Origin of the sequence: Streptomyces sp. NPDC051020, from assembly GCF_040683105.1 — a bacterium.
In the GTDB taxonomy this organism is placed as follows: Bacteria; Actinomycetota; Actinomycetes; order Streptomycetales; family Streptomycetaceae; genus Streptomyces.
In genome coordinates this window covers 16,219-42,137 of record NZ_JBFBCG010000007.1, presented here as the reverse complement: position 1 = coordinate 42,137, position 25,919 = coordinate 16,219, and the positions used below count along the sequence as shown (strand labels likewise).

Here is a 25,919-nt window from a genome sequence, read left to right as displayed (position 1 = left end):
TCGGCAGGGCCTCGGGAGAGTGGATCAGGAGTTACGGCCGGAGCGGCGCCACGACGGGCCGGCCCGCTGTGACGCCTCCGGCGCTCAGGAATGCGCCGTTGCGGGCGTCTTGGGCCAGCTCATGCGGATCACTTCGCCATCGACTCCCGATCTGACTTCCACATCGTCGACGAGGCCGCTGATGACCGCGAGACCCATCTCGTCCTCGCTGTCGGCGTCGGTCTCGGTACCCGGTTGGCCGGGCCCCTCCCCGGACGCCTCGGCGGCTCCGGTCTCCCCACCGGGGCCAGGCACCTCGTCGCCGACCTCGACGGAGAAGGACTTCTCCTCCTCGGTCAGGACGACCTTGACCGGAGCGGTGATGCCGTGGTTGCGGTGCAGCCCTACGGCGCGGCTGCACGCCTCACCGACGGCGAGTCGGACCTCGTCGAGCACTGCCTCGTCGACCCCGGCACGGCGCGCCACGGCGGCCGCCACGAGGCGGGCCGTCCTGACGTGTTCGGGCTGGGCACTGAAGCGGAGTTCAACAGTGGCCATGCGATCCCCTTCAGACGTACGGGCGTGCATCTCAGGGGCCCGGGCGCACTGCCCGGTACCCCGCTCTCTCTTCCTCCGGAAGCCGGCAGAGCCACCGGCCCCCGACAGCCGACGCGCGACCGTCGGCAGCCGGCCCACCGATCGGCCGATGGGTGCCCCGTCGGCGCCCGGAAGCCGTCCGTACCGATGGCCGACAGCCCGCTGCCGGGCGTGTCACAGCCGACGGCCCGGCCCGGCCGCCGGAATGCCGAAACCCCGGCACCACGACGTCCACCGAACCAGCCGCCCGCCGAACGGGCCGCGGTCCGACCCGGCTGCGCACCGGACCGACCGACTGCCGGACCGACCGGCTGCCGGACCGACCTTCGGGCCGATCCGGAAGCAGCCGGTCAGCCGTCAGTCGGTGGCCGCGACAGCCTCGTCGACCGTGGTGTGGATCGGGAACACCTTGGTCAGGCCAGTGATCCGGAAAATCTTGAGAATGCGCTCCTGGTTGCAGACCAGGCGCAGTGAGCCCTCATGGGCCCGGACACGCTTCAGGCCGCCCACGAGCACGCCGAGGCCGGTGGAGTCGAGGAAGTCGACACCTTCCATGTCGACAACCAGGTGGTAGCTGCCGTCATTCACCAACTCGACCAACTGCTCGCGCAGCTTGGGCGCGGTATACACATCAATCTCGCCACCGACCTCGACGACCGTACGGTCGCCACCAGGGCCGGACACATTGCGAGTCGACAAGGACAGGTCCACGGATCCTCCAGCACCTTGCTATCGAGCGGTCGCCCCTCGGTCTCCCCGACGGAGCCAGGGGACGGATCGCCAGCCGCGATGGCATTCAATCACTTACCAGCAGCCATGCACGACGCCTTGGGACCATTGTCCGTCACGGCGGTGACACACTCGGTGCCGATGGCCAAGAATCACCGCCCCAGTCGACCACCCGAGAGCAGCGACTCCCGCCCCTCTCCCGCCATGGTCCTCGACCGGCTCGCCGCAGCGCCGGGCCGGTCCGCGCGCATCACTCATACGGAGCACTTGCCCCCGCGAACAGGTACCCATGCCATCTGGCCCGATCGCATCCGGCCGGAAGTGATCGCCGCTGTCCAGCAGGCCGGTATCGACCACCCGTGGGCACACCAGGCGACCGCCGCGGAGCACGCCCTGGACGGCGAATCCGTCGTGATCGCCACCGGAACCGCCTCCGGCAAGTCGCTCGCCTATCTGGCCCCGGTCCTCAGCGCCCTGCTCGACGGCTCGGAGGCCCCCAACGGCCGTGGCGCGACCGCCCTGTACCTGGCCCCCACCAAGGCGCTCGCCGCCGATCAGCGGCGTTCGGTCAGGGACCTCGCGGCCCCGCTCGGCAACGCGGTCAGGCCCGCGGTCTACGACGGCGACACCCCGGTCGAGGAACGCGAATGGGTACGTCAGTACGCCAACTACGTCCTGACCAACCCCGACATGCTGCACCGCGGGATCCTCCCGTCCCATCCGCGCTGGTCCTCCTTCCTGCGCGCCCTGCGCTATGTCGTCATCGACGAGTGCCACACCTATCGCGGAGTCTTCGGCTCCCATGTCGCCCAGGTGGTGCGTCGGCTCCGCCGCCTGTGCGCCCGATACGGAGCCGATCCGGTCTTCCTGCTCGCCTCGGCGACCGCCGCGCAGCCCTCGGTCGCCGCGGGCCGCCTCACCGGCCTTCCGGTCACGGAGGTCGCCGACGACGCCTCGCCCCGCGGCGAGATGGTCTTCGCCCTGTGGGAGCCACCGCTGACCGAGCTGCACGGCGAGAAGGGCGCCCCCGTACGCCGCACGGCCACCGCCGAGACCGCCGACCTCCTCACCGACCTGACCGTCCAAGGCGTCCGCTCGGTCGCCTTCGTGCGCTCCCGGCGCGGCGCCGAGCTCATCTCCGTCATCGCCAAGGAACGCCTCGCCGAGGTGGACCGTTCGCTGCCCTCCCGGGTCGCCGCCTACCGTGGGGGCTACCTCCCCGAGGAACGCCGCGCCCTCGAGCGCGCCCTTCACTCCGGCCGGCTGCTCGGTCTGGCCGCCACCACCGCCCTCGAACTCGGTATCGATGTCTCGGGCCTGGATGCCGTCGTCATCGCCGGTTACCCTGGCACCAGGGCGTCGCTGTGGCAGCAGGCGGGCCGCGCCGGGCGCTCCGGCCAGGGCGCCCTGGCCATCCTGGTGGCCCGCGACGACCCGCTGGACACCTTCCTCGTCCACCACCCCGAGGCTCTGTTCCAGCAGCCCGTGGAGTCGACCGTTCTGGACCCGGACAACCCGTACGTCCTCGCCCCCCATCTGTGCGCCGCCGCCGCGGAGCTTCCGCTCACCGAGAGCGACCTGAAGCTGTTCGGACCGGCCGTGGCCGAGCTGCTGCCGCAGCTGGAGGCCGCGAAGCTGCTGCGCAAGCGGGCGTCGGGCTGGCACTGGACCCGGCGCGAGCGGGCCGCCGATCTCACCGACATCCGTGGCGAGGGTGGCCGCCCGGTCCAGATCGTCGAGGAGGGCACCGGCCGGCTGCTGGGCACCGTCGACGAGTCGGCCGCGCACACCGCCGTCCACGAAGGGGCCGTCCATCTCCATCAGGGCCTCACCTATCTGGTCCGGAAACTGGATCTGGAGGACTCGGTGGCGCTGGTCGAGGAAGCCAGTCCGCCGTACTCGACGACCGCCCGCGACACCACCTCCATCACCGTCCTGGAGACCGACACAGAGATCCCCTGGGGTGACGGACGGCTCTGCTACGGCTCCGTGGAGGTCACCAACCAGGTCGTCTCCTTCCTGCGTCGCAAACTGATCACCGGCGAGGTCCTCGGTGAGACCAAGCTCGATCTGCCGCCCCGCACGCTGCGCACCCGCGCGGTGTGGTGGACGGTCACCCAGGACCAGCTGGACGCCGCCCGCATCAACCCCGAGATCCTCGGTGGCGCCCTGCATGCCGCCGAACACGCGTCGATCGGGATGCTGCCCCTCTTCGCCACCTGCGACCGCTGGGACATCGGCGGCGTCTCCGTCCCCCTCCATCCGGACACCCTGCTGCCTACGGTGTTCGTGTACGACGGTCATCCGGGCGGCGCCGGATTCGCCGAGCGGGCCTTCCACACCGCCCGCAGCTGGCTCACTGCCACCCGCCAGGCCATCGCGTCCTGCGAGTGCGAAGCGGGCTGCCCGTCATGCATCCAGTCCCCCAAGTGCGGCAACGGAAACGACCCGCTGCACAAGCGGGGGGCCGTACGCCTCCTCACCGAACTTCTCCGCTCCGCCCCGGCGGACCCGGAGCAGGCGGGGGAGCCGCCGAGCCCGGAATCGGACCGGGATCGCCCGTCGGAGGGCCTGCCCGGGACCTGACCTCGGGTGCGTACGGCCCGAACCGCACCCGGGCCGTCACATCGGCGACCTCCCCCCGCACCGCGCACCGGACCACCGCCGCACCCTGCGCCTCGGCCACCTCCGCGGCCGCCCTGCACGCCGCCTCGGCCCCGCGCAGGGCCCGGTCGGCCGCTGCCAGGGCCGCCAGGTCCGCCGCCCCGCCGGCCCGGTGCCGAGCGACCACCACCTGGCCGAGCGCAAGCACGGCCGCGAACACCGCACACAGCGCTGCCGTGGTCACCGCCACCCACACTGTCGCCACCCCGCGATCACGCCCCTCCCCACACCCGCGCGAACCCACCACCCGCAACGCCCGTCGAACCCGCCACACCCACCGCATCCGTCGCACCCGTAGCTTCTGTCGCAGGGGCACCGCACCGATCGCCCCCGTCACGGCTCCGCCCCCAGCGTGTCCTCGGCCATCGCCACCGCGTTCGCTCTCAGCGTCAGGGCCAGCGCACCCGGTCCGGGCGTCGGCGCAACCACCCGTACCCGCCACAGCTCCCCGGCCCGCTCCACCTCCACACGCGCCCGGTCGGGTGCCACCGAACGGGTGACAGCCAGCACCTGCGCCTCGGGTTCGGACCGGGCCGCCGCCCTCGCGCCGACCCTTGCCGCATCCACGCACCGGATCTGCGCGGCAGCGGCCATCAGCGCCCAGAGGAGAGCCAGAGCGAACAACATCAGCACCGGGATCACCATGGCCGCCTCCGCCGTCACCGCACCCCGGTCGCCTCCGCCCCCTTCGCGGTCACCGACTCCGCTCCCCGAACGCCTTTCAGACCTTGGCATCGAGGGCGTCCGTGAGAATCGACTGCAGTGCCGCCATGATCGGCGGACTCGTGACCACCTTGTAGAGCACCGCCGCCAGCGCACAGGCGGCGATCGTCCCCACCGCGTACTCGGACGTCGTCATCCCGCGGTCTGTCCGGACTCGGCGCACCACACGCCGTGCCCAGCCCCTGATGCGCTTGATTTGCCATGCCATGTCAACCTCCGAAAGTGTTCTTTTGTGCAGATTCGTCACTGATTGGATGCTTTTGTTCATCGAGCTCGCAGAAGCCCGTCCGCCAGGCCGATGACCACCGGCGCCACACCGACCGCCAGAAAGGCGGGCAGAAAGCAGAGCCCCACCGGAGCTGTGATCAGCACGCCGGCCCGCTGGGCGCGCGCCACGGCCTCGCTCGACCGTTCCGCCCGCATCGCCTCGGCCAGCCGGGCGACCGGTTCCGCCGCCGGAGCCCCGGTCGAACCTGCCCGGTCCAGACAGCGGGCCAGCGCGCCGGCTCCCGATATCTCGCCGAACCTCCCCCAGGACACGGCAGGTTCGCCGCCCAGCCGGATCTCCGCCGCTGTCCGTGCCAGCCGTTCGCCGACCGGACCGCCCAGCGACTCCCCGACCGCCTCGGCCGCTTCCCTCGGGCCGGCTCCTGCGGAGATGCACGCCGCCAACAGGTCAGCCGCCAAAGGGAGCTGGCGTTCAGTCTCCGCAGCTTCCGCAGCGGACGCGGCGGGTCTGCGCCGATGCCGCGTCCGCTGCCATCGCCACGTGCCGTACGCCGCCATCAGTCCGACGCACCCCCACGAACTACCGACGAGGAACCAGCCCGTCACCACGACACCCAGCAGCGCGGCCCAGTTCTTCAGCCGAGCCCCGGACACCGACCGCTCGCGCCACCGCCTCCCGGCGTCGACCGCCAGCAGCACCGCGCCCCGGCGGCGCGCCACCCGATGCCGCCTCCGCCCTGCCAGGCAGACAGCCAGGTATCCGACCGCGCCCAGGGCGACCGCCACCGGAACCGGCCCGCGGACGATGTGCGCCACCACGCCGGCCCCTTCGCTCATGACCGCTCCCCCGCCCGTACGATCCGGCCGGCCCAGCAGAGACCGGCCGTCTCCAGCAGCCCGCCCACCAACAGGCAGACCAGCCCGGCCGGACTGTGCAGGAGCACCCCCAACGGGTCGGCCCCCAGTGCCGCCCCCAGTCCCAGACCGAGCACCGGCAGCAGCGCCAGCACGGCCACCGTCGACCAGGCCCCCGCCAGCTGCGCCCGCAGCTCCTCCCGCCGGCGCCGCTCGGCCCGCAGCGCGCCCTCCAGGCGGTCCAGACCGGCTGCCAGCCCCGCGCCGCCGTCGACCGCCACCCGCCAGCAGGCCGCCACCCCGGCGAGCCCCTCCAGCCCGGGTTCACGCGCCGCCTGCCCGAGGGCCCCCGGCACATCGCCGCCGAACCGCGCCGCGGCCGACACCGCGGCCTCCACCGCACCCATCGCCCCCGTGCCACGCACCGCCACCAGCAGTGCCTGCCCCGGCTCGTGCCCTGCCCGCAGCTCGCCCACCACCGCACCGCACAGCGCCACCACGGCATCCGCTCTGCGCTCCTGCTCCTGCCGCCCGGCCCGCTTACGAAGCCATCGCCGCACCAGTGGTACTGCCAGCGCCCCCGCGACCACCGGTAGCAGGGACTCGCCCAGCACAGCAAGAAGCAACGCCACCGGAAGACACAGCCACTCCCGCCGCTCCTGGAACATCCCCGCGCACCACAGCCGGACCCGGTCCCGGCCGATCCGCGGCTCCAGCACCGAACCGACGAACAACACCCGCGCCCGCCGCGTTCCTTGGCCCCACCCCACCACCAGCCATGCTGCGGCCCCCACGCACACGGCCGACGCATACGTCGCGTACTCCGGGACCCCCACCGCCGTGCCACCGGTCACAACGGACCCCCGATCAGCGACCGCAGCCGCTCCCGGCCCCGCTCGTGGACGAAGCCGTCGGCGCCCCACCGCAGCGCGGGCACGGTCACCACCAGCCCGGCCGCATCCCGCTCCAGCACATGCACCTCGGCGATCCGGCGCACCCCGGCCCGGTCCCGTGCGAGATGGACCACCACCGACAGCGCCGCCGCCAGCTGACTGTGCAGCGCCACCCGGTCAAGACCGGCTGCCGTCCCCAACGCCTCCAGCCGCGCCGGTACATGCTCGGCAGCGTTGGCGTGAACCGTCCCGCAGCCACCCTCATGGCCGGTGTTCAGCGCAGCGAGAAGTTCGGTGACCTCGGCGCCCCGCACCTCCCCGACCACCAGGCGGTCGGGCCGCATCCGAAGCGCCTGCCGCACCAGGTCCCTCAGAGTCACCCGTCCGGCACCCTCCTGGTTGGCAGGGCGTGACTCCAACCGCACCACATGCGGATGGTCCGGCCGCAGCTCCGCCGAGTCCTCGGCGAGCACGATCCGCTCCCGCTCCCCGACGGCACCCAGCAAACTCGACAGCAACGTGGTCTTCCCCGCCCCTGTCCCGCCACTGATCAGGTATGAAACCCGGGCCTCGACCAGCGCCCGCAGCACGCAGTCACCACCCGGCGGTACGGTGCCCGCCGCGACCAACTCCGCCAGCGAGAAGGCCCGGGGGCGCACCACCCGCAACGACAGACAGGTGGAACCCACGGCCACCGGTGGCAGGACCGCATGCATCCGGGTCCCGTCCGGAAGCCGGGCGTCCACCCAGGGCCGGGCATCGTCCAGCCGCCGCCCTGCCACCGCAGCGAGCCGCTGTGCCAGCCTGCGCACCGCCGGAGCGTCGCGGAAGGTCACCCCGGTGAGTTCGAGCCCACTGCCCCGGTCCACCCACACCCGGTCCGGTGCGGAGACCAGCACATCCGTCACCGCCGGATCCGCAAGCAGCGGTTCCAGCACTCCCGTACCGACCAGTTCGCCGCGCAATTCCTCTGCCGCGCCGAGCACTTCGGCGTCGCCGAGAAGCCTTCCCTGGGCGCGCAGCGCGGCCGCCACCCCGGCCGGGGTCGGTGCGGCACCGCTCTGCGCAAGCCGCTGCCGCACGGCGTCGAGGAGCCCGTCGGTCATGACGCGCCTTCCCCACCGGGGCCCGCGCCGAGGCCTCCGCCGGCTCCACCGGCAAGCGCCCGCTCCCAGAACGCCGTACAGAATCTGGCGAGCGGTCCGCGGGCACCCGAGCCGGGCGGCGCTCCATCGTCCTGAGCCGCCAGCAAACCTGATTCCAGTGGGAGTTCACCGGCGAGCGGCAAGCCGAGCGCCTGCGCCACCCAGCGCTCGTCCAGCCCCGCCGCGTAGGGGCCGCGTGCCACCACTCGCAGGTCGCCCAGGACCATCCCGGCCGTCGAAGCCACGCGTTTTGCCGCCGCGACCGCCCGCAGTTCACCGGGGACCACAAGCAGCCCGAGGTCCAGCTGCGCAAGCGCCTTCGCCACCGACTCGTCGACCCGGCGCGGCAGGTCGACGACCACCACCCCGCCGAGCCTGCGGGCGGCCGCCAGCACCGCTTCCATGGCCTGCGGCGGGATAACCACCCAGTCGTCACGCCCCCAGCTGAGCACCCGCAGCCCGTGCAGTGCGGGCAGCGACTCCTCCAGGGCGCCACCGCCCACCCGCCCTTTGGAATGAGCGAAATCCGGCCACCTCATTCCCTCAGCCCGCTCACCTCCGAGCAGCACATCGATGCCACCACCCAGCGGATCGCCATCGATCAGCATCGTCCGCCGCCCGGCCTTGGCCGCGGTCACAGCGAGAGCACAAGCCAGCGTGGACGCGCCGGCGCCGCCCCGCCCGCCGATCACCCCGACGGTGAGAGCGGGCCGCCCCACCCCCTCTGCCGCATTGGCGATCTGATCGACGAGCCAGCTCTCCGCATCGGGCAGCCGCAGCACATATTCGGCCCCGATCTCGACGGCCTGCCGCCAGACATCCGGTGCGTCCTGGTCGTGCCCGACGAGCATCACGCCCTGTCTGCGCAGCGCTCCGCGGCACCGCGGAGCCGCGTCATCACCCACCAGGACCATCGGCGCCTGCTCCCAGCCGCCCCTGCCCTTGGGCAGCGTGTGGTGCACCTCAGGCTCCGCGCCGGCGGCCGCGCACAGCCGCAGCAGATCGTCGAGCAGTTCCACATCCTCGGTCACGATCAACGGTCCGCCCCGGCGTTCTCCGACGACCGGCAGTCGATCCCGTGCGATGGATTCAGCCACGATCTCCGCCCCCTTCTCACTACACCTTCACCGCGGTTTCGCAGCGATCTCGGAGCGTTCCGAGTTCGGCGATATCCGGAACCCGCGGACTTCGCGGGTGGAATCACCGTGCAGCGCTTCGGAAAATCGTGTGGATCTTGCTCTAAAACTGTGGACAACTCCACCGTTGTGAATATCTCGGTCACCCAAACCGACGACTTCCGGAGAGCAGCACTACCGTTACACACTGTGACGACACAGAGTCGTGCGGAAGGCCCGAAAAGACAGGCCGTCGCAGACGAGAAGGGGGCAGAATGCTTGATTCCGAGCGGCAGAAACACGTCCGGACATGCGACGACCCCCGCCGGGGGGGAGAGCGGGGGTCGTCCCCACGGCCGACTCGGGGGGGGAGGAGTCGGACCGGGTTAGCACGGTCGCGAACGATCCGTGACTTCCATGGTGTACCCGAGAGCCTTCTCAGGCAAACCCGCACACCAGAGTTTACGCCGAATGGTGTCCCCCTATGCTCTGCCTTGTGGAAAACCACTCCTTGCCGCGCACAGCAGCCTTCTTCGACCTGGACAAGACGGTCATTGCGAAGTCATCGACTCTGACCTTCAGCAAGTCCTTCTACCAAGGCGGACTGATCAACCGCCGTGCCGTACTGCGCACCGCGTACGCACAGTTCGTGTTCCTCGCCGGGGGCGCCGATCACGACCAGATGGAGCGGATGCGCGAATATCTCTCCGCGCTCTGCAAGGGCTGGAACGTCCAGCAGGTGAAGGAGATCGTCGCCGAGACCCTGCACGATCTGATCGACCCGATCATCTACGACGAGGCGGCGACCCTCATCGAGGAACATCACACCGCCGGACGCGACGTGGTCATCGTCTCCACCTCGGGCGCCGAGGTCGTCGAGCCGATCGGCGAGCTGCTGGGCGCCGACCGGGTCGTCGCCACCCGGATGGTCGTCGGCAACGACGGCTGCTTCACCGGCGAGGTGGAGTACTACGCGTACGGACCGACGAAGGCCGAGGCGGTCAAGGCGCTCGCCGCGTCCGAGGGATACGACCTCTCGCGGTGCTACGCCTACAGCGATTCCGCGACCGACGTACCGATGCTGGAGTCCGTGGGCCACCCGCACGCCGTCAATCCGGACCGCGCGCTGCGGCGTGAGGCGACGCTCCGGGAATGGCCGATTCTCGTCTTCGACCGCCCGGTCCGGCTCAAGCAGCGGCTGCCTGCCTTCTCGATGCCGGCGCGCCCGGCATTCGTCGCCGCGGTGGCGGTGGGCGCGGCAGCCGTCACAGCCGGACTGGTCTGGTACACCTCGCGCCGGCGCACGACCACAGCATCCGGCTGACCTCCCGCATCCGGCCGCATCCGGCCAGGACCGACATCCGGCCCGAACCTGCACCCGAACCCGGCCCGCACCCGAACGCGCCCTCGGCCGCCGCTCCAGGACGTGGGCCGGGGCGCCACCCACTCGCATCCGGCGCCCTCCGTCGATGTCCGAATCCCACCCTCGACCGCCCGCCCGGCTCGTCCATATTTGAACGCAAAAGTAAAGAAGTGCGGCCAGCACTACCGTTCGCCCTGGCTCTGGAGTACAAAGGACTCAACGGCCCGCGAGACCAAGGACATCCGAAAGGATTAACCTGAAAACGCAGAGAAGGCCCCACGGACCGAGCATGAATACCCAGCACCCACGCGACGTCGACCCGTCGATTACGGGCCAGCCGCACCAGGGAACGGGCTGAGTTCCCGACCTGATGGGCAATTTCCGAGGACGCATGGTAACTGGGTGGACGTGCCAGCGGCGGTACCGCGGACGGTACCGCCGCAACCCTTTTATCGGGCAGTGAAACTGACGAAGCACAAGAGGCCTGACAGACCCGCCAGTTGAGGCGCGTACCGGCAGCCCCGGACGGCTACGCGGCTCCGCGCTGAAGCGCTTCGCAGACCGCCGTCGATTCCCTGACTCCCAGCTCCACCGCGCGCCCGCAGTGTGCGATCCAGGCGGACATCCCGTCCGGCGTTCCCGACCGGTACCCCTCGAACGCTGCGACGTACGCCGCCCTGCCCTGCTCGGCATAACCGACCTCGGCGGGGCAGATCGCTTTCGGGTCGAGCCCGCTCCCGATCAGGACGATCCGCTCGGCGGCCCGGGCGACGAGGCCGTTGTACGAGCCGAAGGGACGCAGCGCCAGCAGTTCGCCGTGCACGACCGCGGCCGTCACCAGCGCGGGCGCCGCGCTTCCCGAAAGGATCAAGCCGGAGAGCCCCTCCAGTCGGCCGGAGACCTCGTCGGCATCCGGCAGCGGCGCTTCGATGAGCGGCTCGTCGACCGGTTCACCGACCAGCCGCGGGCGGCCGACCGCCTCGTCAGGCGCGACCCCGCCTGCCGCCACGAGGTGCAGCCGGGCGAGGACCCGCAGCGGCGACTGCCGCCAGATGGAAAGCAGTTGGCCCGCCTCCGCGGTCAGCCGCAGGGCGGCGCCGATCACCTGCGACTCCTCGTCGCCGCTGAAGTCGGTGCGCCGGCGCACCTCCTCCAGGCTCCAGTCGGCACCGGAGAGCGCGGCGGAGCCGCGGGCGCCGCGGAGCGCCGCCTCCGCGGTGATCTCGTTACTGCGGCGTCGCATGACGCGGTGGCCGTAGACCCGATCGACGGCCTTGCGTACGGAGTCCACCGCATCGGTGACACCCGGCAGGGCGCCCAGGGCGGCGAGCGGATCTGAGGCAGGCGTACTCATAAGTAGCGAGGCTACGCGCCCCCCACGCCCTTACCACCCCGGAGTGGCCTTCTTCGGGAAGTGTGACTGCGTAGTGCAGTTGCACCGCTACCCTAGGTGAACATGAAGATCGCTTTCGTGGGGAAGGGCGGCAGCGGCAAGACCACGCTGTCCTCGCTCTTCATCCGCCACCTTGCCGCCAATGAAGCCCATGTCGTCGCGGTGGACGCCGACATCAACCAGCACCTCGGGGCCGCGCTCGGCCTCGACGAGGAGGAGGCCGCGGCGCTGCCCGCGATGGGTGCACACCTGCCCCTGATCAAGGAATATCTGCGGGGCAGCAACCCCCGCATCGCCTCGGCGGAGACAATGATCAAGACGACTCCGCCCGGCGAGGGCTCGCGGCTGCTGCGGGTCCGCGAGGACAACCCGGTCTACGACGCGTGCGCCCGCACGGTCGGGCTCGACGACGGGGACATCCGGCTGATGGCCACCGGACCGTTCACCGAATCGGATCTCGGGGTGGCGTGCTACCACTCCAAGGTCGGCGCGGTCGAACTCTGCCTCAACCACCTTGTCGACGGCCCCGACGACTATGTGGTCGTCGACATGACCGCGGGTTCGGATTCGTTCGCGTCCGGCATGTTCACCCGCTTCGACATGACGTTCCTGGTCGCCGAGCCGACCCGTAAGGGCGTCTCGGTCTACCGCCAGTACAAGGAGTACGCACGGGACTTCGGGGTCGCCCTGAAGGTCGTGGGCAACAAGGTGCAGGGCCAGGACGACCTGGACTTCCTGCGGGCCGAAGTCGGCGCCGACCTGCTGGTCACGGTCGGCCACTCCGACTGGGTCCGGGCAATGGAGAAGGGACGTCCGGCCCGCTTCGAACTTCTGGAGGCGGACAACCGGATGGCCCTGCAGGCTCTGCAGAACGCCGCGGAGGACTCGTATGAGCAGCGCGACTGGGAGCGCTACACGCGGCAGATGGTGCACTTCCACTTGAAGAACGCGGAGAGCTGGGGCAACGAGAAGACGGGCGCCGACCTGGCCGCCCAGGTCGACCCCGCCTTCGTGCTCGACGAGCGGAGCGCGCAGGCAGCCGCCGTACAGCCCGCGTGAGCCGGTCGCCCGAAGCCTTGTCCACCAACGATCCGGCGGGCGGCGGATCGACCGGCGTCAGCGCTCCGCCGACTTCGTGCCGGATGTACCGGGAGCCTTGACGGTTCCCGGAGTCCCGGCCGGCCCGGAGGCCTGGGCGGCGAGATGGGCCGCCCAGCCCTCCTTCGGCGCCTGGCCGACATCGAGCGTGCGAAGCTTCGCCAGCGTCGCCGGGTCCTGGGCGTCCAGCCAGTCGGCAAGCTGCCTGAAGGACACGCAGCGCACGCCCTCCTTGGTGCAGACCGTCTCAATGGCCTGCTCGACGGCGCGCATGTACGTGCCGCCGTTCCAGGACTCGAAGTGGTTGCCGATGATCAGCGGGGCCCGGTTTCCCTCGTACGCGCGGTCGAAGGCATGGATCAGGCCGTCGCGCATCTGGTCGCCCCAGTACTCGTACTGGTCCGGATCGCCCTGCGTGGTCGCCCCCGACTGGTTGGACATGAAGCTGTAGTCCGTCGACAGCGTCTCGAACCCCCGCCCCGGCACCGGCACGAATTGCAGGGAGAGGTCCCAGACGCCGTCCTTCTTCTTCGGCCAGACCTGCTTGTCGGCACCGCTGGAGTCGTAGCGGAAGCCCATCGACCGCGCCGCGGCCACCATGTTCTTCCGCCCCTCCAGGCAGGGGGTGCGGCCGCCGACCAGCTCCGTGTCGTAGTCGAAGGGCAGCGGCTTCTCGTCCGCGAGGTCCGGGACGTTCGTCCTCCATTTCTTCACGAAGGCCTTGGCCTGGCTGATCTCGCGCTTCCACTCGGCGACCGACCAGGTGCCGACACCGCCGTCCGGGCCGCAGAAGTGGCCATTGAAGTGGGTGCCGATCTCGTCGCCGTCCTGCCAGGCGCCCCGGATCTGGGCGATGGTGTCCCGGATCCCGTTGATGTCGTTGAAGCCGATGTCGGAGCTGCCCGCGTTGTGCTTGGGCGGGTCGTAGAGCTCCCGCTTCTCCTCCGGCAGCATGTACACGCCGCTGAGGAAGTACGTCATGTTCGCGTGGTACTTCTTGCCGACCTCGCGAAAGCGGGAGAAGAGTTCCTGGCTGTCCCCACCCACGCCGTCCCAGGAGAACACGACGAACTGCGGGGGCTGTTGACCAGGCGTCAGGCGCATAGGTACGGGCTGCTTCGGCTGGTTGCCGGTGAAGGAGGTGGAGCCGTCGCCGATGAGCCGGAAGGCCTTCTCGGGGGCGTTCCCCTTGGGCCCGGCGGCCCCCTTCTCGGCACCCGGCCCCGCAGCCCCGACAGCCGAACCCGAAGCCGAACCGGAGCCCGAGCCGGAACAGCCGGCGACTCCCGCAACGAGCGCGACGGCCATGGCACCCAGGGCGACCCTCTTCGTGGCGGCCATCATCCGCCCACCCTCTTCCTTTTCAGGTAATTTGCGTGGAATGCGCCGACGCGGCGCAGCCACGTTCGCACGCGCCCTTGAACGAATCGACACGACAGGCCATATGAAAAGCTGCCTATTCACGTGAATGGGTGATCGACTGGACCATTTGCCCTCAATCATGGACACGGTTCTTTACTCTCCATTACGATCTATTTACTGAGAGTTGAGAAATCCCGCCGCTGCACGCCGTGACCCACGGCCGCGTCCCCACGTTCCGCGACCGCGCTGCCCCGGAGGAGACGGGAACATGTCTGCCTGCGTCCCCACACGTCATGACCACACGTCCCGCAGTTGGCGCCAGTCCAACGGCCCGGGAATCAAGCGACCTCACAGCCCGCCACCGCCGCGTCGCGGCGGACGATTCCGTATCGCGGGCGCCGACCTGTCCGCATCGATCACTGTCTTTCTCATTGCCGTTCCCATGTCGCTCGGCCTCGCCGTGGCCATGGACGCCCCACTGGAGGCCGGACTCGTCGCCGCGGCGGTCGGCGGGATCGCCGCCGGTCTGCTCGGTGGCACCCCCCTTCAGGTCAGTGGCCCGTCCGCCGGACTGACCGTCGTCACAGCCGAGTTGATCCAGATCTATGGCTGGCGCACCACCTGCGCGATCACCATTGGCGCCGGGCTGCTGCAGATGCTGCTGGGCGCGGTGCGTGCGGCGCGCAGCGCTCTCGCCGTCAGTCCCGCCATCGTTCACGGCACCCTGGCCGGTATCGGCCTGGCCATCGCACTGGCCCAGCTGCATATCGTGCTCGGCGGCTCGCCCCAGAGCTCAACCGTCAACAACGCCCTTGCACTGCCTGCCCAGTTGGACCGGATCAGCCCGGCCGCCCCTCTCATCGGCGGACTGACCATCGCCATCCTGATGGCCTGGCCACGACTCCCCGGGCGGATCGGGCGGGCGGTACGGAGGATTCCGGCGGCCCTCGCCTCGGTGGCGATCGCAACAGCGGTGGCCGCCGTGGCGGCTCCCGGGATCGCCAGGGTGGATCTGCCCTCCTGGCGGTCGCACGCCCTGCCCGAACTGCCACAGGGTCCCGTACTGGCCCTCGCCACCGCCGTGTTCACCGTGACGCTGGTGGCCAGCCTCGAATCCCTGCTCGCGGCGGTCGCGGTGGACAAGCTGACCACCGACCGCGCCGGACGGCAGGGCGCCGAGCCTCCCGCCCCGGCAGCCCCGCCGGTCAGGCGGTCCGACCTCGACCGCGAATTGCGCGGCCAGGGCATCTCCAATGTGCTGTCCGGCCTGCTGGGCGGGCTGCCGGTGTCAGGGGGAGCGGTACGGAGTTCGGCGAATGTGCGGGCCGGGGCCACCGGCCGCGCATCCACCGTTCTGCACGGCGTCTGGGTCCTGCTCGCCGCCGGGTTGCTGGTCACGGCTCTGGAGTGGATCCCGCTGGCCGCGCTCGCCGCGCTGGTGATGATGGTCGGCATCCAGATGGTGAGCTTCGCCCATATCCGCAATGTTCATAAGCACCGCGAATTCCCGGTCTACGGGGCGACGATCACCGCTGTGGTGCTCTTCGGTGTGCTGAGGGGCGTGGTGATCGGCGTCGCGGTGGCCGTCGTCATCGCTCTGCACCGGCTGGCTCGCATACGGATCACGGTGACGGATCAGGGAGGACAGCATCTCGTGGTCGTGCGCGGGCAGTTGACGTTCCTCGCGGTACCACGTCTCAGCCGGATACTCGGCCGGATTCCCCAAGGCAGTGATGCCGTAGTCGAGTTGGACGGCTTCTTCATGGACCATGCGGCATACGAAACGATCCAGGACTGGAGCAACGCTCAGACCACCCAGGGCGGCCGGGTCGTCTTCACCGGCAGATCCGGCGGCCGGATCGCCGAGCCTGCCTCGGCGGCGCACTCCTGCTGCCGCCCCTGGACGCCGTGGCGCAATCACCACTGCCATGACCGGCCCGAGCCAGCAAGCGTCCACCACGACCGCGGCACGCGAGCCGACGTCGGCGACGGTGAGCACCACGCCACCGCCATCACCGCCGGCCCCAGTCCCAGCCCCAGTCCCGGAACAACCGACACCACGGCGGCCGACACCGTGACCGACGTCACGAGCAACGCAACGACCAGCACAAGCGCCGCGGCCCCGGCCGCCGAACCCATTCCCGGCACTCCGTCATCCTCCACGCCCCCCGCCGCTCCCCGTCGGACCGGCGCGCACCGGCTGGTCAGTGGTCTGAGTTCGTTCCAGCGCAATACGGCTCCGCTGGTGCGCGAGGAGCTGGCCCGGCTGGCCCGGGAGGGGCAGCGCCCCTCCCAGCTCTTCATCACCTGCGCGGATTCCCGGCTGGTCACCAGCATGATCACGGCCAGCGGTCCGGGCGACCTGTTCACCGTGCGGAACGTCGGCAATCTGGTGCCCCCACCGGGCGCGGAAGCCGGTGACGACTCGGTGGGCGCCGCGATCGAGTACGCGGTGGAGGTGCTGCAGGTCGAGTCCATCACTGTCTGCGGCCACTCCGGCTGCGGCGCGATGCAGGCACTGCTGGGCGCCAAGCCGGACAACCCGCAGACGCCCCTGTGGCGGTGGCTGCGGCACGGTCTGCCGAGCCTGGAGCGGATGACGTCCCGGCATCGCGCCTGGGCGCGGATCTCCGGCCGGCTGCCCGCCGACGCCGTGGAGCAGCTCTGCCTCACCAACGTGGTCCAGCAGCTGGACCATCTGCGCGCCCACGAATCGGTGGCACGGCGACTCTCCGAGGGCACGCTGCAGCTCCACGGGATGTACTTCCATGTCGGTGAGGCGCAGGCATACCTCCTGGCCGAGGGCGCGAGCGCCGGTACATGTCTCGACGAGGTCTTCGACCATGTGGGCCCCGGCGATCCTTCCGGTTCCGGCGAGTTGGAACGTACAAGCGCCTGAACCGTACGCACCTCGGTTCCGTGAGACCTTGTGGTCCCGCTTCCGCATTGCACTGTGCTGCACCGCATCGCAGGTGGGGGAGCGGGATCGTGCCCCATACACGAAAACACAGGTCTAAACCAATTCCCGGCAGACACTTGTCACCCGGCCCCTGGACTGATGAGCTATGCCCCGGGACACAACGGACACCCTGGGAATGGGAGATGTCGTGAGCAACGAAAGCCTGGCCAATCTGCTCAAGGAGGAGCGGCGGTTCGCACCGCCTGCCGATCTGGCCGCGAACGCCAACGTCACAGCGGAGGCGTACGAGCAGGCCAGGACGGACCGGCTGGGCTTCTGGGCCGAGCAGGCCCGGCGCCTGACCTGGGCCACGGAGCCGACCGAGACGCTCGACTGGAGCAACCCGCCCTTCGCGAAGTGGTTCGCGGACGGCAGGCTGAACGTCGCGTACAACTGCGTGGACCGCCACGTCGAGGCGGGCCATGGCGACAGGGTCGCCATCCACTTCGAGGGCGAGCCCGGCGACAGCCGCGCGATCACCTACGCGGAGCTGAAGGACGAGGTCTCCCGCGCCGCCAACGCCCTCACCGAGCTCGGTGTCGGCAAGGGCGACCGGGTCGCCGTCTACCTGCCGATGATTCCCGAGGCCGCCGTCGCGATGCTGGCCTGCGCCCGCATCGGTGCCACGCACTCGGTGGTCTTCGGCGGCTTCTCCGCCGACGCCATCGCCGCCCGCATCCAGGACGCGGACGCCAAGGTCGTCATCACCGCCGACGGTGGCTACCGCCGCGGCAAGCAGTCGGCGCTGAAGCCTGCGGTCGACGACGCCGTATCCCGTATCGACAGCGTCGAGCACGTCCTCGTGGTGCGGCGCACCGGCCAGGACACCGCGTGGACCGAGGGCCGGGACGTCTGGTGGCACGAGATCACCGGCCGCCAGTCCGCCGAGCACACCCCCGAGGCCTTCGAGGCTGAGCAGCCGCTGTTCATCCTCTACACCTCGGGTACGACGGGTAAGCCGAAGGGCATCCTGCACACCTCCGGCGGCTACCTCACGCAGGCCGCGTACACCCACAACGCGGTCTTCGACCTCAAGCCGGAGACCGATGTCTACTGGTGCACGGCCGACATCGGCTGGGTGACCGGGCACTCGTACATCGTGTACGGACCGCTGGCCAACGGCGCGACGCAGGTCATGTACGAAGGCACGCCCGATACCCCCCACCAGGGGCGTTTCTGGGAGATCGTGCAGAAGTACGGCGTCACGATCCTCTACACCGCGCCGACCGCGATCCGTACGTTCATGAAGTGGGGAGACGACATCCCCGCCAAGTTCGACCTGTCCTCGCTGCGGGTCCTCGGTTCGGTCGGTGAGCCGATCAACCCCGAGGCGTGGATGTGGTACCGCAAGCACATCGGCGCCGACAGGTGCCCGATCGTGGACACCTGGTGGCAGACCGAGACCGGCGCGATGATGATCTCGCCGCTTCCCGGTGTCACGGACACCAAGCCCGGTTCGGCGCAGCGCGCCCTGCCCGGCATCTCCGCCACCGTCGTCGACGACGAGGCCCAGGAGGTGGAGAACGGCGGGGGCGGCTACCTCGTCCTCACCGAGCCGTGGCCGTCCATGCTCCGCACCATCTGGGGCGACGACCAGCGCTTCATCGACACGTACTGGTCGCGCTTCGAGGGCAAGTACTTCGCAGGCGACGGCGCCAAGAAGGACGAGGACGGCGACATCTGGCTGCTCGGCCGCGTCGACGACGTGATGCTCGTGTCCGGGCACAACATCTCGACGACCGAGGTCGAGTCGGCACTCGTGTCGCACCCGGCGGTCGCCGAGGCGGCCGTGGTCGGCGCGGCCGACGAGACAACCGGTCAGGCCATCGTCGCGTTCGTGATACTGCGTGGCACGGCGTCCGCCTCCGACGAGCTCGTCGCGGACCTGCGCAACCACGTCGGTGCCACGCTCGGCCCGATCGCCAAGCCGAAGCGGATACTGCCGGTGGCCGAACTGCCGAAGACCCGCTCCGGCAAGATCATGCGGCGTCTGCTGCGTGACGTCGCGGAGAACCGCGAGCTGGGCGACGTCACCACGCTCACCGACTCCTCGGTGATGGACCTCATCCAGACGCAGCTGCCGACGTCGTCGTCCGAGGACTGACAGACGCACAGGCAGAAGGCCGGAGCACCGGCCGACGTACGTGGACGAACCCGAGGGGCATCCGGCAACGCGCCGGGTGCCCCTCGGGCCATTAAGACCGACCGGCACATGGGGGGTGGGAGAAGGAGCCCCGCGACGCCGCCGCCCCTGTGCCGGTCGGTCTAAGGTGAAGATCACTGGATACGCCCCCGCACACCCCCGGGTACAGTGGCAGCAACGTCAACAACACATCAAGAAGTCTCCACAGGGTGTGCCGGGAAGTCTGGTCGGCAAGTGCATCAGCCATGCCATCGCTGCCGTACCGACCCGGAGGTCTCCACTCGTGGCCGCGCCCACCCGCACACCCCCGACGTCCCGCCGGACCTTCCTCGGGCGCCTCTCCCTCCCTGAGCGGAACTACCTCGCGGACGCCTTGCGCACCGAGACCGTCGGCGGGATCATCCTGCTGGTCGCCGCGCTCGCCGCGCTGGTCTGGGCGAACACGTTCGGCTCCAGTTACCGGGCCCTCAGCGACTTCCACTTCGGTCCGGCTTCCCTGGGACTGAATCTCTCCGTGCATCACTGGGCGGCCGACGGGCTGCTCGCGGTCTTCTTCTTCGTCGCGGGCGTCGAGCTCAAGCGCGAACTGGTCGCAGGCGAGCTGCGCGATCCCAAGGCGGCCGCGCTGCCGGTCATCGCCGCGGTGTGCGGAATGGCCGTGCCGGCCGTCGTCTACACGCTGGTGAACGTGATCGGCGGCGGTTCGACCGCCGGATGGGCCGTCCCCACGGCCACCGATATCGCCTTCGCACTCGCTGTGCTCGCGGTCATCGGCACCTCGCTGCCGTCCGCGCTCCGCGCCTTCCTGCTCACACTCGCCGTCGTCGACGACCTCTTGGCGATCCTGATCATCGCGGTCTTCTTCACCGACCACATCGACCTCGCCGCGCTCGCCGGCGCCTTCATCGGCCTCGCCGTCTTCTACCTTCTGCTGCGCAAGAACGTGCGCGGCTGGTACGTCTACATCCCGCTCGCCCTGGTCATCTGGGGACTGATGTACAACAGCGGCATCCACGCCACCATCGCCGGTGTCGCCATGGGGCTGATGCTGCGCTGCACCCGGCGCGAGGGCGAGGAGCACTCCCCCGGCGAGCACATCGAACACGTGATGCGCCCGCTGTCGGCCGGTCTCGCCGTGCCGCTGTTCGCGCTGTTCTCGGCCGGCGTGTCGCTCTCCGGCGGCGCAGTGGCGCATGTCTTCACGAGGCCCGAGACGCTCGGTGTCGTGCTGGGGCTCGTCGTCGGCAAGACGGTCGGCATCTTCGGCGGTACGTGGCTGACCGCCCGCTTCACCAAGGCGGAGCTGAACAAGGACCTGGCCTGGGCGGACGTCTTCGCGGTCGCCTCACTTGCCGGGATCGGCTTCACCGTCTCGCTGCTCATCGGCGAGCTGGCGTTCGCGGGCGACGCGTTCGTCGAGAACGAGATCAAGGCAGCCGTGCTGCTGGGGTCGCTGATAGCAGCCACGTTCTCCGGTGTGCTGCTCAAACTCCGGGTACGTACCTACCAGGCGCTGTACGAGGCGGAGGAGCGCGACGAGGACGAGGACGGGGTACCCGACGTCTACGAACAGGACGATCCGGCGTACCACCTCCGGATGGCCGCGATCTACGAGAAGAAGGCCGCAGAGCACCGGCGCCTTGCCCAAGCGGCGGTGGCGGCGAGCAGCAAGCCGGACAGTCCGGCATGATCTGACACCAGATGTGTTGAGCAGGAGAGCAGAAGAGGGAGTCAGGGATGAGCGACCCCGGTAACTACGCGGGCAGCGCAGACCGCAGTCTCGGGCAGCTGGTCGCCTCGGCGACGGCCGAGGTGTCCGCGCTGGTGCACGACGAGATCGCCCTGGCCAAGGCCGAGGTGCGGCAGGACGTCAAGCGGGGCGTGACCGGCAGTGTGGCGTTCATCATCGCGGGAGTGCTGATTCTGTTCGCGATCCCCGTGCTGAGCTTCGGGGCCGCCTACTGGATCCACACCACGGGACTGGGCCTCGCCTGGTGCTTCGGGATCGTGGGTCTCGCCTTCATCGTGCTGGGGGTGCTGCTCGCGCTGTTCGCCATCGCCAAGTTCAAGAAGGTCAAGCCGCCGGAGAAGTCGATCGCGTCGGCCAAGCAGACGGCGGCCGTGCTGCAGGGCGTCAAGCCGCACCCGCGTCCGGCGGTCACCGCGCGTGCCGGTCTCCCGGCCGTCACAGCCTCGGGCAGCACGCGGACGGAGAAGGCCGGAGCGGAGTCCGCGGTCAAGGACGAGGCGTCCGCTGTGGCACGCTCGTCCACATGACCGTCCCCGATTCCAGCGCATTCGGCCCGAAAGGCCCCGGCTCGGCAGGCCCCGGCTCCGGCTCAGCAGGCCCTGGCTCCGGCTCCGGCAGTCCCGTACGGATCGACGGTCCGTGGATCCACCGGGATGTGGCGGCCAACGGGGCACGCTTCCACATCGCCGAGCTGGGCGACGGCCCTCTGGTACTGCTGCTGCACGGCTTCCCGCAGTTCTGGTGGACCTGGCGCCACCAGCTGACCGCGCTCGCCGGCGCCGGGTTCCGTGCCGTCGCGATGGATCTGCGCGGGGTGGGCGGCAGCGACCGTACGCCGCGGGGGTACGACCCCGCCAACCTGGCCCTCGACGTCACCGGTGTGATCCGGTCGCTCGGTGAGCCGGACGCGGCGCTGGTCGGCCACGACATGGGCGGATACCTCGCCTGGACGGCCGCGGTGATGCGGCCCAAGCTGGTGCGCCGGCTGGTGGTCTCCTCGATGCCGCATCCGCGCCGCTGGCGGTCCTCGATGCTCTCCGACTTCGCGCAGTCCCGGGCGGGCTCATACATCTGGGGCTTCCAGCGCCCCTGGGTGCCGGAGCGTCAGCTCGTCGCGGACGACGGGGCCTTGGTGGGCCGGCTGATCCGCGACTGGTCGGGTCCGCGGACGCCCGAGTTCCCCAACGACGCGACGGTGGACGTCTACCGGCGTGCGATGTGCATCCCGTCGACGGCTCACTGCTCGATCGAGCCGTACCGCTGGATGGTGCGCTCCATGGCGCGCCCGGACGGCATCCAGTTCAACCGCCGGATGAAGCGCCCGGTACGGGTGCCGACGCTGCATCTGCACGGTTCGCTCGATCCGGTGGCCCGTACGCGGAGTGCGGCGGGGTCCGGCGAGTACGTCGAAGCGCCGTACCGTTGGCGACTTTTCGATGGTCTGGGGCACTTCCCGCACGAGGAGGATCCGGCCGGATTCTCGACCGAACTCATCAACTGGCTCAAGGATCCCGAGCCCGACCGGTAGCCCGGGACGGGCCCTGGAGGCCGCCGGACAGGTAACCGGGCGCGACCAATCCGTGGCCGGAAGAGCACAGTTGTCCGACGAACAGCCAATTGCCTGGCGCATAGGCCAATTGGCTGGCGCCCGCACGATTACCGACCATGAGGCACGGGCAGACGTCGGGGTATGGGCTGGACGCACGACTTCGGTGACACAGCACGCAATCGTCGCTCGACCGCTACGGCGGATCCGAGCATTCATGAGGGGGACGGCCTTCAGGGCCGGGTGCCCGGTGTGCATGACCTGCATGATCCCCAGCTGGGCATTCCGCGCATTCTCCGCCGCCGGGCCCGTTGGGTCTCGGCGCGGCTGCGCCATCCCCGCGGATGACGCAGTCCTGACCTGATCACACCGACCGGACCCGGGCCGACCCCTGTCCGTTTCCTTACAGCGCGCACGCCTGGCTGTCGACCTGCTGGTTGGCGGTGCGGCCGTCGGCGATGTCCTGGCGGACCTCGTCGGCGGTCAGTGCGTAACCCGTGTCGGGGTCGTCCAGCGACTTGGCGAAGACGACCCCGTACACCTTGCCGTCGGGGGTCAGCAGCGGTCCGCCGGAGTTACCCTGGCGGACCGTCGCGAAGAGCGAGTACACATCGCGGCGGACGGTGCCCCGGTGGTAGATGTCCGGGCCGTCGGCGTCGATGCGGCCGCGGACGCGCGCGGAGCGTACGTCGTACGAGCCGTTCTCCGGGAAGCCCGCGACGATGGCGTCGTGCCCCGTCGTGGCGTCGTGGTCCGTATCGGTGAACTTCAGCGGCTTCGCGTCGAGGTCCGGGACGTCGAGTACGGCGATGTCGCGCTGCCAGTCGTAGAGGACGACCTTCGCGTCGTACAGCCGCCCCTGGCCGCCGATCTGGACGGTCGGCTCGTCGACGCCGCCGACGACATGGGCGTTGGTCATCACCCGGCGGTCGGAGAAGACGAAGCCGGTGCCTTCGAGGACCTTGCCGCAGCTCGGGGCCGTACCGACGACCTTGACGATGGACTGCTTGGCGCGGGCCGCGATCGGGCTGCCGGCCAGGGCCGGATCCGGGGCCTTGACCTCGGTGATCGGCTCGTTGGCGAAGGGGCTGAAGACCTGCGGGAAGCCGTTCTGCGCGAGGACGGAGGAGAAGTCCGTGAACCAGTTGGAGGCCTGGGCGGGCATCACCCGGGAGATCCCGAGCAGCACCGAGGAGTTACGCACCTCCTTGCCCAGCGTCGGCAGCGACGTGCCCGCCAGTGCGGAACCGATCAGCCACGCCACCAGCAGCATCGCGACCACATTGACGAGTGCGCCACCGGTGGCATCGAGGGCGCGGGCGGGCGACCACGTGATGTGCCGCCGGAGTTTGTTGCCGAGGTGGGTGGTGAACGCCTGACCGACGGAGGCGCACACGATCACGATGATGACCGCGACCACGGCGGCCGTGGAGGAGACCTCGGAGCCGTCCGTCAGCTGATCCCACAGGACCGGCAGCAGATAGACGGCCACCAGGCCGCCGCCCAGGAAGCCGATGACCGACAGGATGCCGACGACGAAGCCCTGGCGGTAGCCGATCACTGCGAACCACACGGCGCCGGCCAGCAGCAGGATGTCCAGCACGTTCACCGTCTATTGCCTCGCAGATTCGTCACCGGACCCGTTCGTTCGGCTGGGACCGGGCAGGCCCGAAGGCCCCAGCATGGAAGTCAGCCTGTCATGCGCGCCAGTCGAGCGGCACCTGCCTGGTCCCGTCCCAGGGGCGCTCCCAGCCCGCGAAGTGCAGAATGCGGTCGATCACCCCGGCGGTGAAACCCCAGACCAATGCCGATTCGACCAGGAATGCCGGGCCCCGGTGACCGCTGGGGTGCACCGTCATCACCCGATTGGCCGGATCAGTGAGATCCACCACGGGAACCGTGAAGACCCGGGCAGTCTCGGCCGGATCGACGACCCCGACCGGGCTCGGCGCCCGCCACCAGCCAAGTACGGGCGTGACGACGAAACTGCTCACCGGGATGTAGAGCCGGGGCAGCACGCCGAAGAGCTGGACGCCGCGCGGATCGAGTCCGGTCTCCTCCTCGGCCTCCCGCAGAGCCGCCCTGAGCGGCCCTGCGGTCGCCTGGTCGCCGTCCTCGGGGTCCAGGGCTCCCCCGGGGAAGGAGGGCTGTCCGGGGTGGGAACGCAGTGAGCCCGAGCGCTCCATCAGGAGCAGCTCGGGCCCGCGCTCGCCCTCACCGAACAGGACAAGGACGGCGGACTGGCGCCCGGCGCCGTTCTCGGGCGGCAGGAAGCGGCTGAGCTGCTGGGGCTCGATGGTCCGTGCGGCGCGGGCGACGGGCTCGAGCCACTCGGGCAGCCCGTCCGTCGAGACGGAGATCGCGTCGTCCCGGCCCACACCTGCGGAGTGATCCTCCACGTGGCTCTGTTCGTGCGTCTTCATAGGCACCCCTCGTCTCACAACGCCTGTGGTCGCGCATTTCGTTCCGGAAGGGGCACCACCGTCACCCGGCTCCCAGCGCCGGCGCGGCCTTGCCCGGGTAGTCGGGCGGCGGGCTCAGCCGCTGGCCGGGCTGTCCGCCCATCTCGTACTTCAGGAGCTTCCTGGCCTTCTCCGGATCCGTCTCGCCCTCGCCGTACGAGGGGCAGAGCGGGGCGATCGGGCAGGCACCGCAGGCGGGCCTGCGGGCGTGGCAGATGCGGCGGCCGTGGAAGATGATGCGGTGCGAGAGCATCGTCCACTCGCTCTTGGGGAAGATCGCGGCGATCTCAGCCTCGATTTTCTCCGGGTCCTCCTGCTCCGTCCACTTCCAGCGGCGGACCAGCCGGCCGAAGTGGGTGTCGACCGTGATGCCGGGGACGCCGAAGGCATTGCCGAGGACGACATTGGCGGTCTTGCGGCCGACGCCTGGCAGCGTGACCAGGTCCGCGAGTCGCCCCGGGACCTCACCGCCGAAGTTGTCCCTGAGGGACGCGGAGAGCCCTATCAGCGACCTGGCCTTGGCCCGGAAGAAGCCGGTCGGCCGGATGATCTCCTCCAGCTCCTCGGGGACGGCCGCCGCCATGTCCTCGGGGGTCGGGTAGGCGGCGAACAGCGCAGGGGTGGTCTGGTTGACTCTCAGATCGGTGGTCTGGGCGGAGAGGACGGTGGCGACCAGGAGCTCGAAGGGGTTCCGGAAGTCCAGCTCCGGGTGGGCGTACGGATAGACCTCGGCGAGCTCGCGGTTGATCCGGCGGGCGCGGCGGACCATCGCGAGGTGCGACTCCGGCTTCCCGGACTTTCCCGGCTTCACCGCTGTCCCGACCGCCTTCCCGGGCGCCCCGGACGTCTTCGTCGATGCCCCGGCCTGCTTTGCGGAGCCATTGGACGCCTTCGCGGGACCGCCGGACTTCACCG

General features: G+C 70.1%; 23 protein-coding genes. 9 read left to right on the top strand and 14 right to left on the bottom strand.

The window, feature by feature from the left end; genetic code table 11:
• Nucleotides 1-84: 84 nt before the first annotated feature.
• Complete coding sequence (locus AB0N06_RS06085) at nucleotides 85-537, bottom strand: ATP-binding protein (protein WP_366133494.1); 453 nt, start codon at nucleotides 535-537, stop codon at nucleotides 85-87.
• Nucleotides 538-933: 396 nt separating this feature from the next.
• Nucleotides 934-1,287, bottom strand: coding sequence for an STAS domain-containing protein (locus AB0N06_RS06080; protein ID WP_003967428.1), 354 nt, complete (start codon nucleotides 1,285-1,287; stop codon nucleotides 934-936).
• Between the two features lie 78 nt (nucleotides 1,288-1,365).
• On the opposite strand from AB0N06_RS06080, the gene AB0N06_RS06075 reads away from it, so the two are divergent.
• Nucleotides 1,366-3,891 carry a DEAD/DEAH box helicase gene (locus AB0N06_RS06075; RefSeq protein ID WP_366133493.1) on the top strand — a complete coding sequence of 842 codons (2,526 nt, stop codon included), beginning with the start codon at nucleotides 1,366-1,368 and terminating at the stop codon, nucleotides 3,889-3,891.
• Here the strand turns inward: AB0N06_RS06075 and AB0N06_RS06070 are convergent.
• From AB0N06_RS06070 to ssd, 7 genes are read right to left on the bottom strand one after another with little or no spacing between them, the layout of a single operon-like run.
• Nucleotides 3,785-4,252 (bottom strand): Rv3654c family TadE-like protein, encoded by a 468-nt coding sequence (locus AB0N06_RS06070; protein ID WP_366133580.1) that lies wholly within the window; start codon nucleotides 4,250-4,252, stop codon nucleotides 3,785-3,787. The two genes, AB0N06_RS06075 and AB0N06_RS06070, sit on opposite strands and share 107 nt — an antisense overlap.
• Before the next feature lie 50 nt (nucleotides 4,253-4,302).
• Nucleotides 4,303-4,704 (bottom strand): TadE family type IV pilus minor pilin, encoded by a 402-nt coding sequence (locus AB0N06_RS06065; RefSeq protein ID WP_366133492.1) that lies wholly within the window; start codon nucleotides 4,702-4,704, stop codon nucleotides 4,303-4,305.
• A complete protein-coding gene (locus AB0N06_RS06060) occupies nucleotides 4,691-4,900 on the bottom strand; it encodes a DUF4244 domain-containing protein (RefSeq protein WP_366133491.1) in 210 nt (69 codons plus the stop codon). Before AB0N06_RS06060 ends, AB0N06_RS06065 begins: the two co-directional genes overlap by 14 nt.
• A gap of 56 nt (nucleotides 4,901-4,956) precedes the next feature.
• The gene (locus tag AB0N06_RS06055; protein WP_366133490.1) at nucleotides 4,957-5,757 is read right to left on the bottom strand and encodes a type II secretion system F family protein; all 801 of its coding nucleotides are present in this window, start codon (nucleotides 5,755-5,757) and stop codon (nucleotides 4,957-4,959) included.
• Nucleotides 5,754-6,629, bottom strand: a complete 876-nt coding sequence (locus AB0N06_RS06050) for a type II secretion system F family protein (RefSeq protein WP_366133489.1) — start codon at nucleotides 6,627-6,629, stop codon at nucleotides 5,754-5,756. The genes AB0N06_RS06055 and AB0N06_RS06050 overlap by 4 nt, the downstream gene beginning before the upstream one ends.
• Nucleotides 6,626-7,774: a TadA family conjugal transfer-associated ATPase gene (locus AB0N06_RS06045; protein ID WP_366133488.1), complete on the bottom strand. Its 1,149-nt coding sequence runs from the start codon at nucleotides 7,772-7,774 to the stop codon at nucleotides 6,626-6,628. Before AB0N06_RS06045 ends, AB0N06_RS06050 begins: the two co-directional genes overlap by 4 nt.
• Nucleotides 7,771-8,844, bottom strand: a complete 1,074-nt coding sequence (gene ssd / locus AB0N06_RS06040) for a septum site-determining protein Ssd (protein ID WP_366133579.1) — start codon at nucleotides 8,842-8,844, stop codon at nucleotides 7,771-7,773. Before ssd ends, AB0N06_RS06045 begins: the two co-directional genes overlap by 4 nt.
• Nucleotides 8,845-9,412: 568 nt before the next feature.
• Between ssd and AB0N06_RS06035 the strand changes: the two genes are divergently transcribed.
• Nucleotides 9,413-10,252, top strand: coding sequence for an HAD-IB family hydrolase (locus AB0N06_RS06035; RefSeq protein WP_366133487.1), 840 nt, complete (start codon nucleotides 9,413-9,415; stop codon nucleotides 10,250-10,252).
• A gap of 568 nt (nucleotides 10,253-10,820) precedes the next feature.
• On the opposite strand, the gene AB0N06_RS06030 is transcribed toward AB0N06_RS06035, so the two are convergent.
• Nucleotides 10,821-11,645, bottom strand: a complete 825-nt coding sequence (locus AB0N06_RS06030; protein ID WP_366133486.1) for an oxidoreductase — start codon at nucleotides 11,643-11,645, stop codon at nucleotides 10,821-10,823.
• 102 nt (nucleotides 11,646-11,747) lie between these two features.
• Here AB0N06_RS06030 and AB0N06_RS06025 point away from each other — a divergent pair, with 102 nt between their 5' ends.
• The gene (locus AB0N06_RS06025; protein ID WP_366133485.1) at nucleotides 11,748-12,743 is read left to right on the top strand and encodes an ATP-binding protein; all 996 of its coding nucleotides are present in this window, start codon (nucleotides 11,748-11,750) and stop codon (nucleotides 12,741-12,743) included.
• Between the two features lie 57 nt (nucleotides 12,744-12,800).
• Here AB0N06_RS06025 and AB0N06_RS06020 read toward each other — a convergent pair whose 3' ends face one another.
• Entirely contained in the window at nucleotides 12,801-14,126 is a 1,326-nt protein-coding gene (locus AB0N06_RS06020) for a hypothetical protein (RefSeq protein WP_366133484.1), read from the bottom strand.
• Between the two features lie 286 nt (nucleotides 14,127-14,412).
• On the opposite strand from AB0N06_RS06020, the gene AB0N06_RS06015 reads away from it, so the two are divergent.
• The 6 genes from AB0N06_RS06015 (at nucleotide 14,413) to AB0N06_RS05990 (ending at nucleotide 22,890) form a co-directional block, all read left to right on the top strand.
• A complete protein-coding gene (locus AB0N06_RS06015; protein WP_366133483.1) occupies nucleotides 14,413-17,043 on the top strand; it encodes a SulP family inorganic anion transporter in 2,631 nt (876 codons plus the stop codon).
• A gap of 166 nt (nucleotides 17,044-17,209) precedes the next feature.
• The gene (gene acs, locus AB0N06_RS06010; RefSeq protein ID WP_366133482.1) at nucleotides 17,210-19,207 is read left to right on the top strand and encodes an acetate--CoA ligase; all 1,998 of its coding nucleotides are present in this window, start codon (nucleotides 17,210-17,212) and stop codon (nucleotides 19,205-19,207) included.
• A gap of 322 nt (nucleotides 19,208-19,529) precedes the next feature.
• On the top strand, nucleotides 19,530-20,936 hold the full coding sequence (gene nhaA / locus AB0N06_RS06005) for a Na+/H+ antiporter NhaA (RefSeq protein WP_366133481.1): 1,407 nt from the start codon (nucleotides 19,530-19,532) through the stop codon (nucleotides 20,934-20,936).
• 47 nt (nucleotides 20,937-20,983) lie between these two features.
• On the top strand, nucleotides 20,984-21,523 hold the full coding sequence (locus AB0N06_RS06000; protein WP_366133479.1) for a phage holin family protein: 540 nt from the start codon (nucleotides 20,984-20,986) through the stop codon (nucleotides 21,521-21,523).
• Entirely contained in the window at nucleotides 21,520-22,524 is a 1,005-nt protein-coding gene (locus tag AB0N06_RS05995) for an alpha/beta hydrolase (RefSeq protein ID WP_366133478.1), read from the top strand. Before AB0N06_RS06000 ends, AB0N06_RS05995 begins: the two co-directional genes overlap by 4 nt.
• A gap of 162 nt (nucleotides 22,525-22,686) precedes the next feature.
• A complete protein-coding gene (locus AB0N06_RS05990; protein WP_366133477.1) occupies nucleotides 22,687-22,890 on the top strand; it encodes a hypothetical protein in 204 nt (67 codons plus the stop codon).
• Nucleotides 22,891-22,945: 55 nt separating this feature from the next.
• Here the strand turns inward: AB0N06_RS05990 and AB0N06_RS05985 are convergent, their stop codons facing one another.
• The 3 genes from AB0N06_RS05985 to nth form a co-directional block, all read right to left on the bottom strand.
• Entirely contained in the window at nucleotides 22,946-24,151 is a 1,206-nt protein-coding gene (locus tag AB0N06_RS05985) for a MarP family serine protease (RefSeq protein ID WP_366133476.1), read from the bottom strand.
• An 88-nt stretch (nucleotides 24,152-24,239) separates the two neighbouring features.
• Entirely contained in the window at nucleotides 24,240-24,965 is a 726-nt protein-coding gene (locus AB0N06_RS05980; RefSeq protein ID WP_366133475.1) for a CoA pyrophosphatase, read from the bottom strand.
• Nucleotides 24,966-25,026: 61 nt separating this feature from the next.
• The gene (nth, locus tag AB0N06_RS05975) at nucleotides 25,027-25,815 is read right to left on the bottom strand and encodes an endonuclease III (protein ID WP_366133578.1); all 789 of its coding nucleotides are present in this window, start codon (nucleotides 25,813-25,815) and stop codon (nucleotides 25,027-25,029) included.
• Nucleotides 25,816-25,919 lie beyond the last annotated feature (104 nt).

What these genes read in the sequence shown, in the direction of transcription:
- AB0N06_RS06085 (WP_366133494.1), bottom strand. Translation starts at nt 537, where the DNA reads ATGGCCACTGTTGAACTCCGCTTCAGTGCCCAGCCCGAACACGTCAGG.
- AB0N06_RS06075 (WP_366133493.1), top strand. Translation starts at nt 1,366, where the DNA reads ATGGCATTCAATCACTTACCAGCAGCCATGCACGACGCCTTGGGACCA.
- AB0N06_RS06070 (WP_366133580.1), bottom strand. Translation starts at nt 4,252, where the DNA reads ATGCGGTGGGTGTGGCGGGTTCGACGGGCGTTGCGGGTGGTGGGTTCG.
- AB0N06_RS06065 (WP_366133492.1), bottom strand. Translation starts at nt 4,704, where the DNA reads ATGCCAAGGTCTGAAAGGCGTTCGGGGAGCGGAGTCGGTGACCGCGAA.
- AB0N06_RS06060 (WP_366133491.1), bottom strand. Translation starts at nt 4,900, where the DNA reads ATGGCATGGCAAATCAAGCGCATCAGGGGCTGGGCACGGCGTGTGGTG.
- AB0N06_RS06055 (WP_366133490.1), bottom strand. Translation starts at nt 5,757, where the DNA reads ATGAGCGAAGGGGCCGGCGTGGTGGCGCACATCGTCCGCGGGCCGGTT.
- AB0N06_RS06045 (WP_366133488.1), bottom strand. Translation starts at nt 7,774, where the DNA reads ATGACCGACGGGCTCCTCGACGCCGTGCGGCAGCGGCTTGCGCAGAGC.
- AB0N06_RS06035 (WP_366133487.1), top strand. Translation starts at nt 9,413, where the DNA reads ATGCTCTGCCTTGTGGAAAACCACTCCTTGCCGCGCACAGCAGCCTTC.
- AB0N06_RS06030 (WP_366133486.1), bottom strand. Translation starts at nt 11,645, where the DNA reads ATGAGTACGCCTGCCTCAGATCCGCTCGCCGCCCTGGGCGCCCTGCCG.
- AB0N06_RS06025 (WP_366133485.1), top strand. Translation starts at nt 11,748, where the DNA reads ATGAAGATCGCTTTCGTGGGGAAGGGCGGCAGCGGCAAGACCACGCTG.
- AB0N06_RS06020 (WP_366133484.1), bottom strand. Translation starts at nt 14,126, where the DNA reads ATGATGGCCGCCACGAAGAGGGTCGCCCTGGGTGCCATGGCCGTCGCG.
- AB0N06_RS06015 (WP_366133483.1), top strand. Translation starts at nt 14,413, where the DNA reads ATGTCTGCCTGCGTCCCCACACGTCATGACCACACGTCCCGCAGTTGG.
- acs (WP_366133482.1), top strand. Translation starts at nt 17,210, where the DNA reads ATGCCCCGGGACACAACGGACACCCTGGGAATGGGAGATGTCGTGAGC.
- AB0N06_RS06000 (WP_366133479.1), top strand. Translation starts at nt 20,984, where the DNA reads ATGAGCGACCCCGGTAACTACGCGGGCAGCGCAGACCGCAGTCTCGGG.
- AB0N06_RS05995 (WP_366133478.1), top strand. Translation starts at nt 21,520, where the DNA reads ATGACCGTCCCCGATTCCAGCGCATTCGGCCCGAAAGGCCCCGGCTCG.
- AB0N06_RS05990 (WP_366133477.1), top strand. Translation starts at nt 22,687, where the DNA reads ATGGGCTGGACGCACGACTTCGGTGACACAGCACGCAATCGTCGCTCG.
- AB0N06_RS05980 (WP_366133475.1), bottom strand. Translation starts at nt 24,965, where the DNA reads ATGAAGACGCACGAACAGAGCCACGTGGAGGATCACTCCGCAGGTGTG.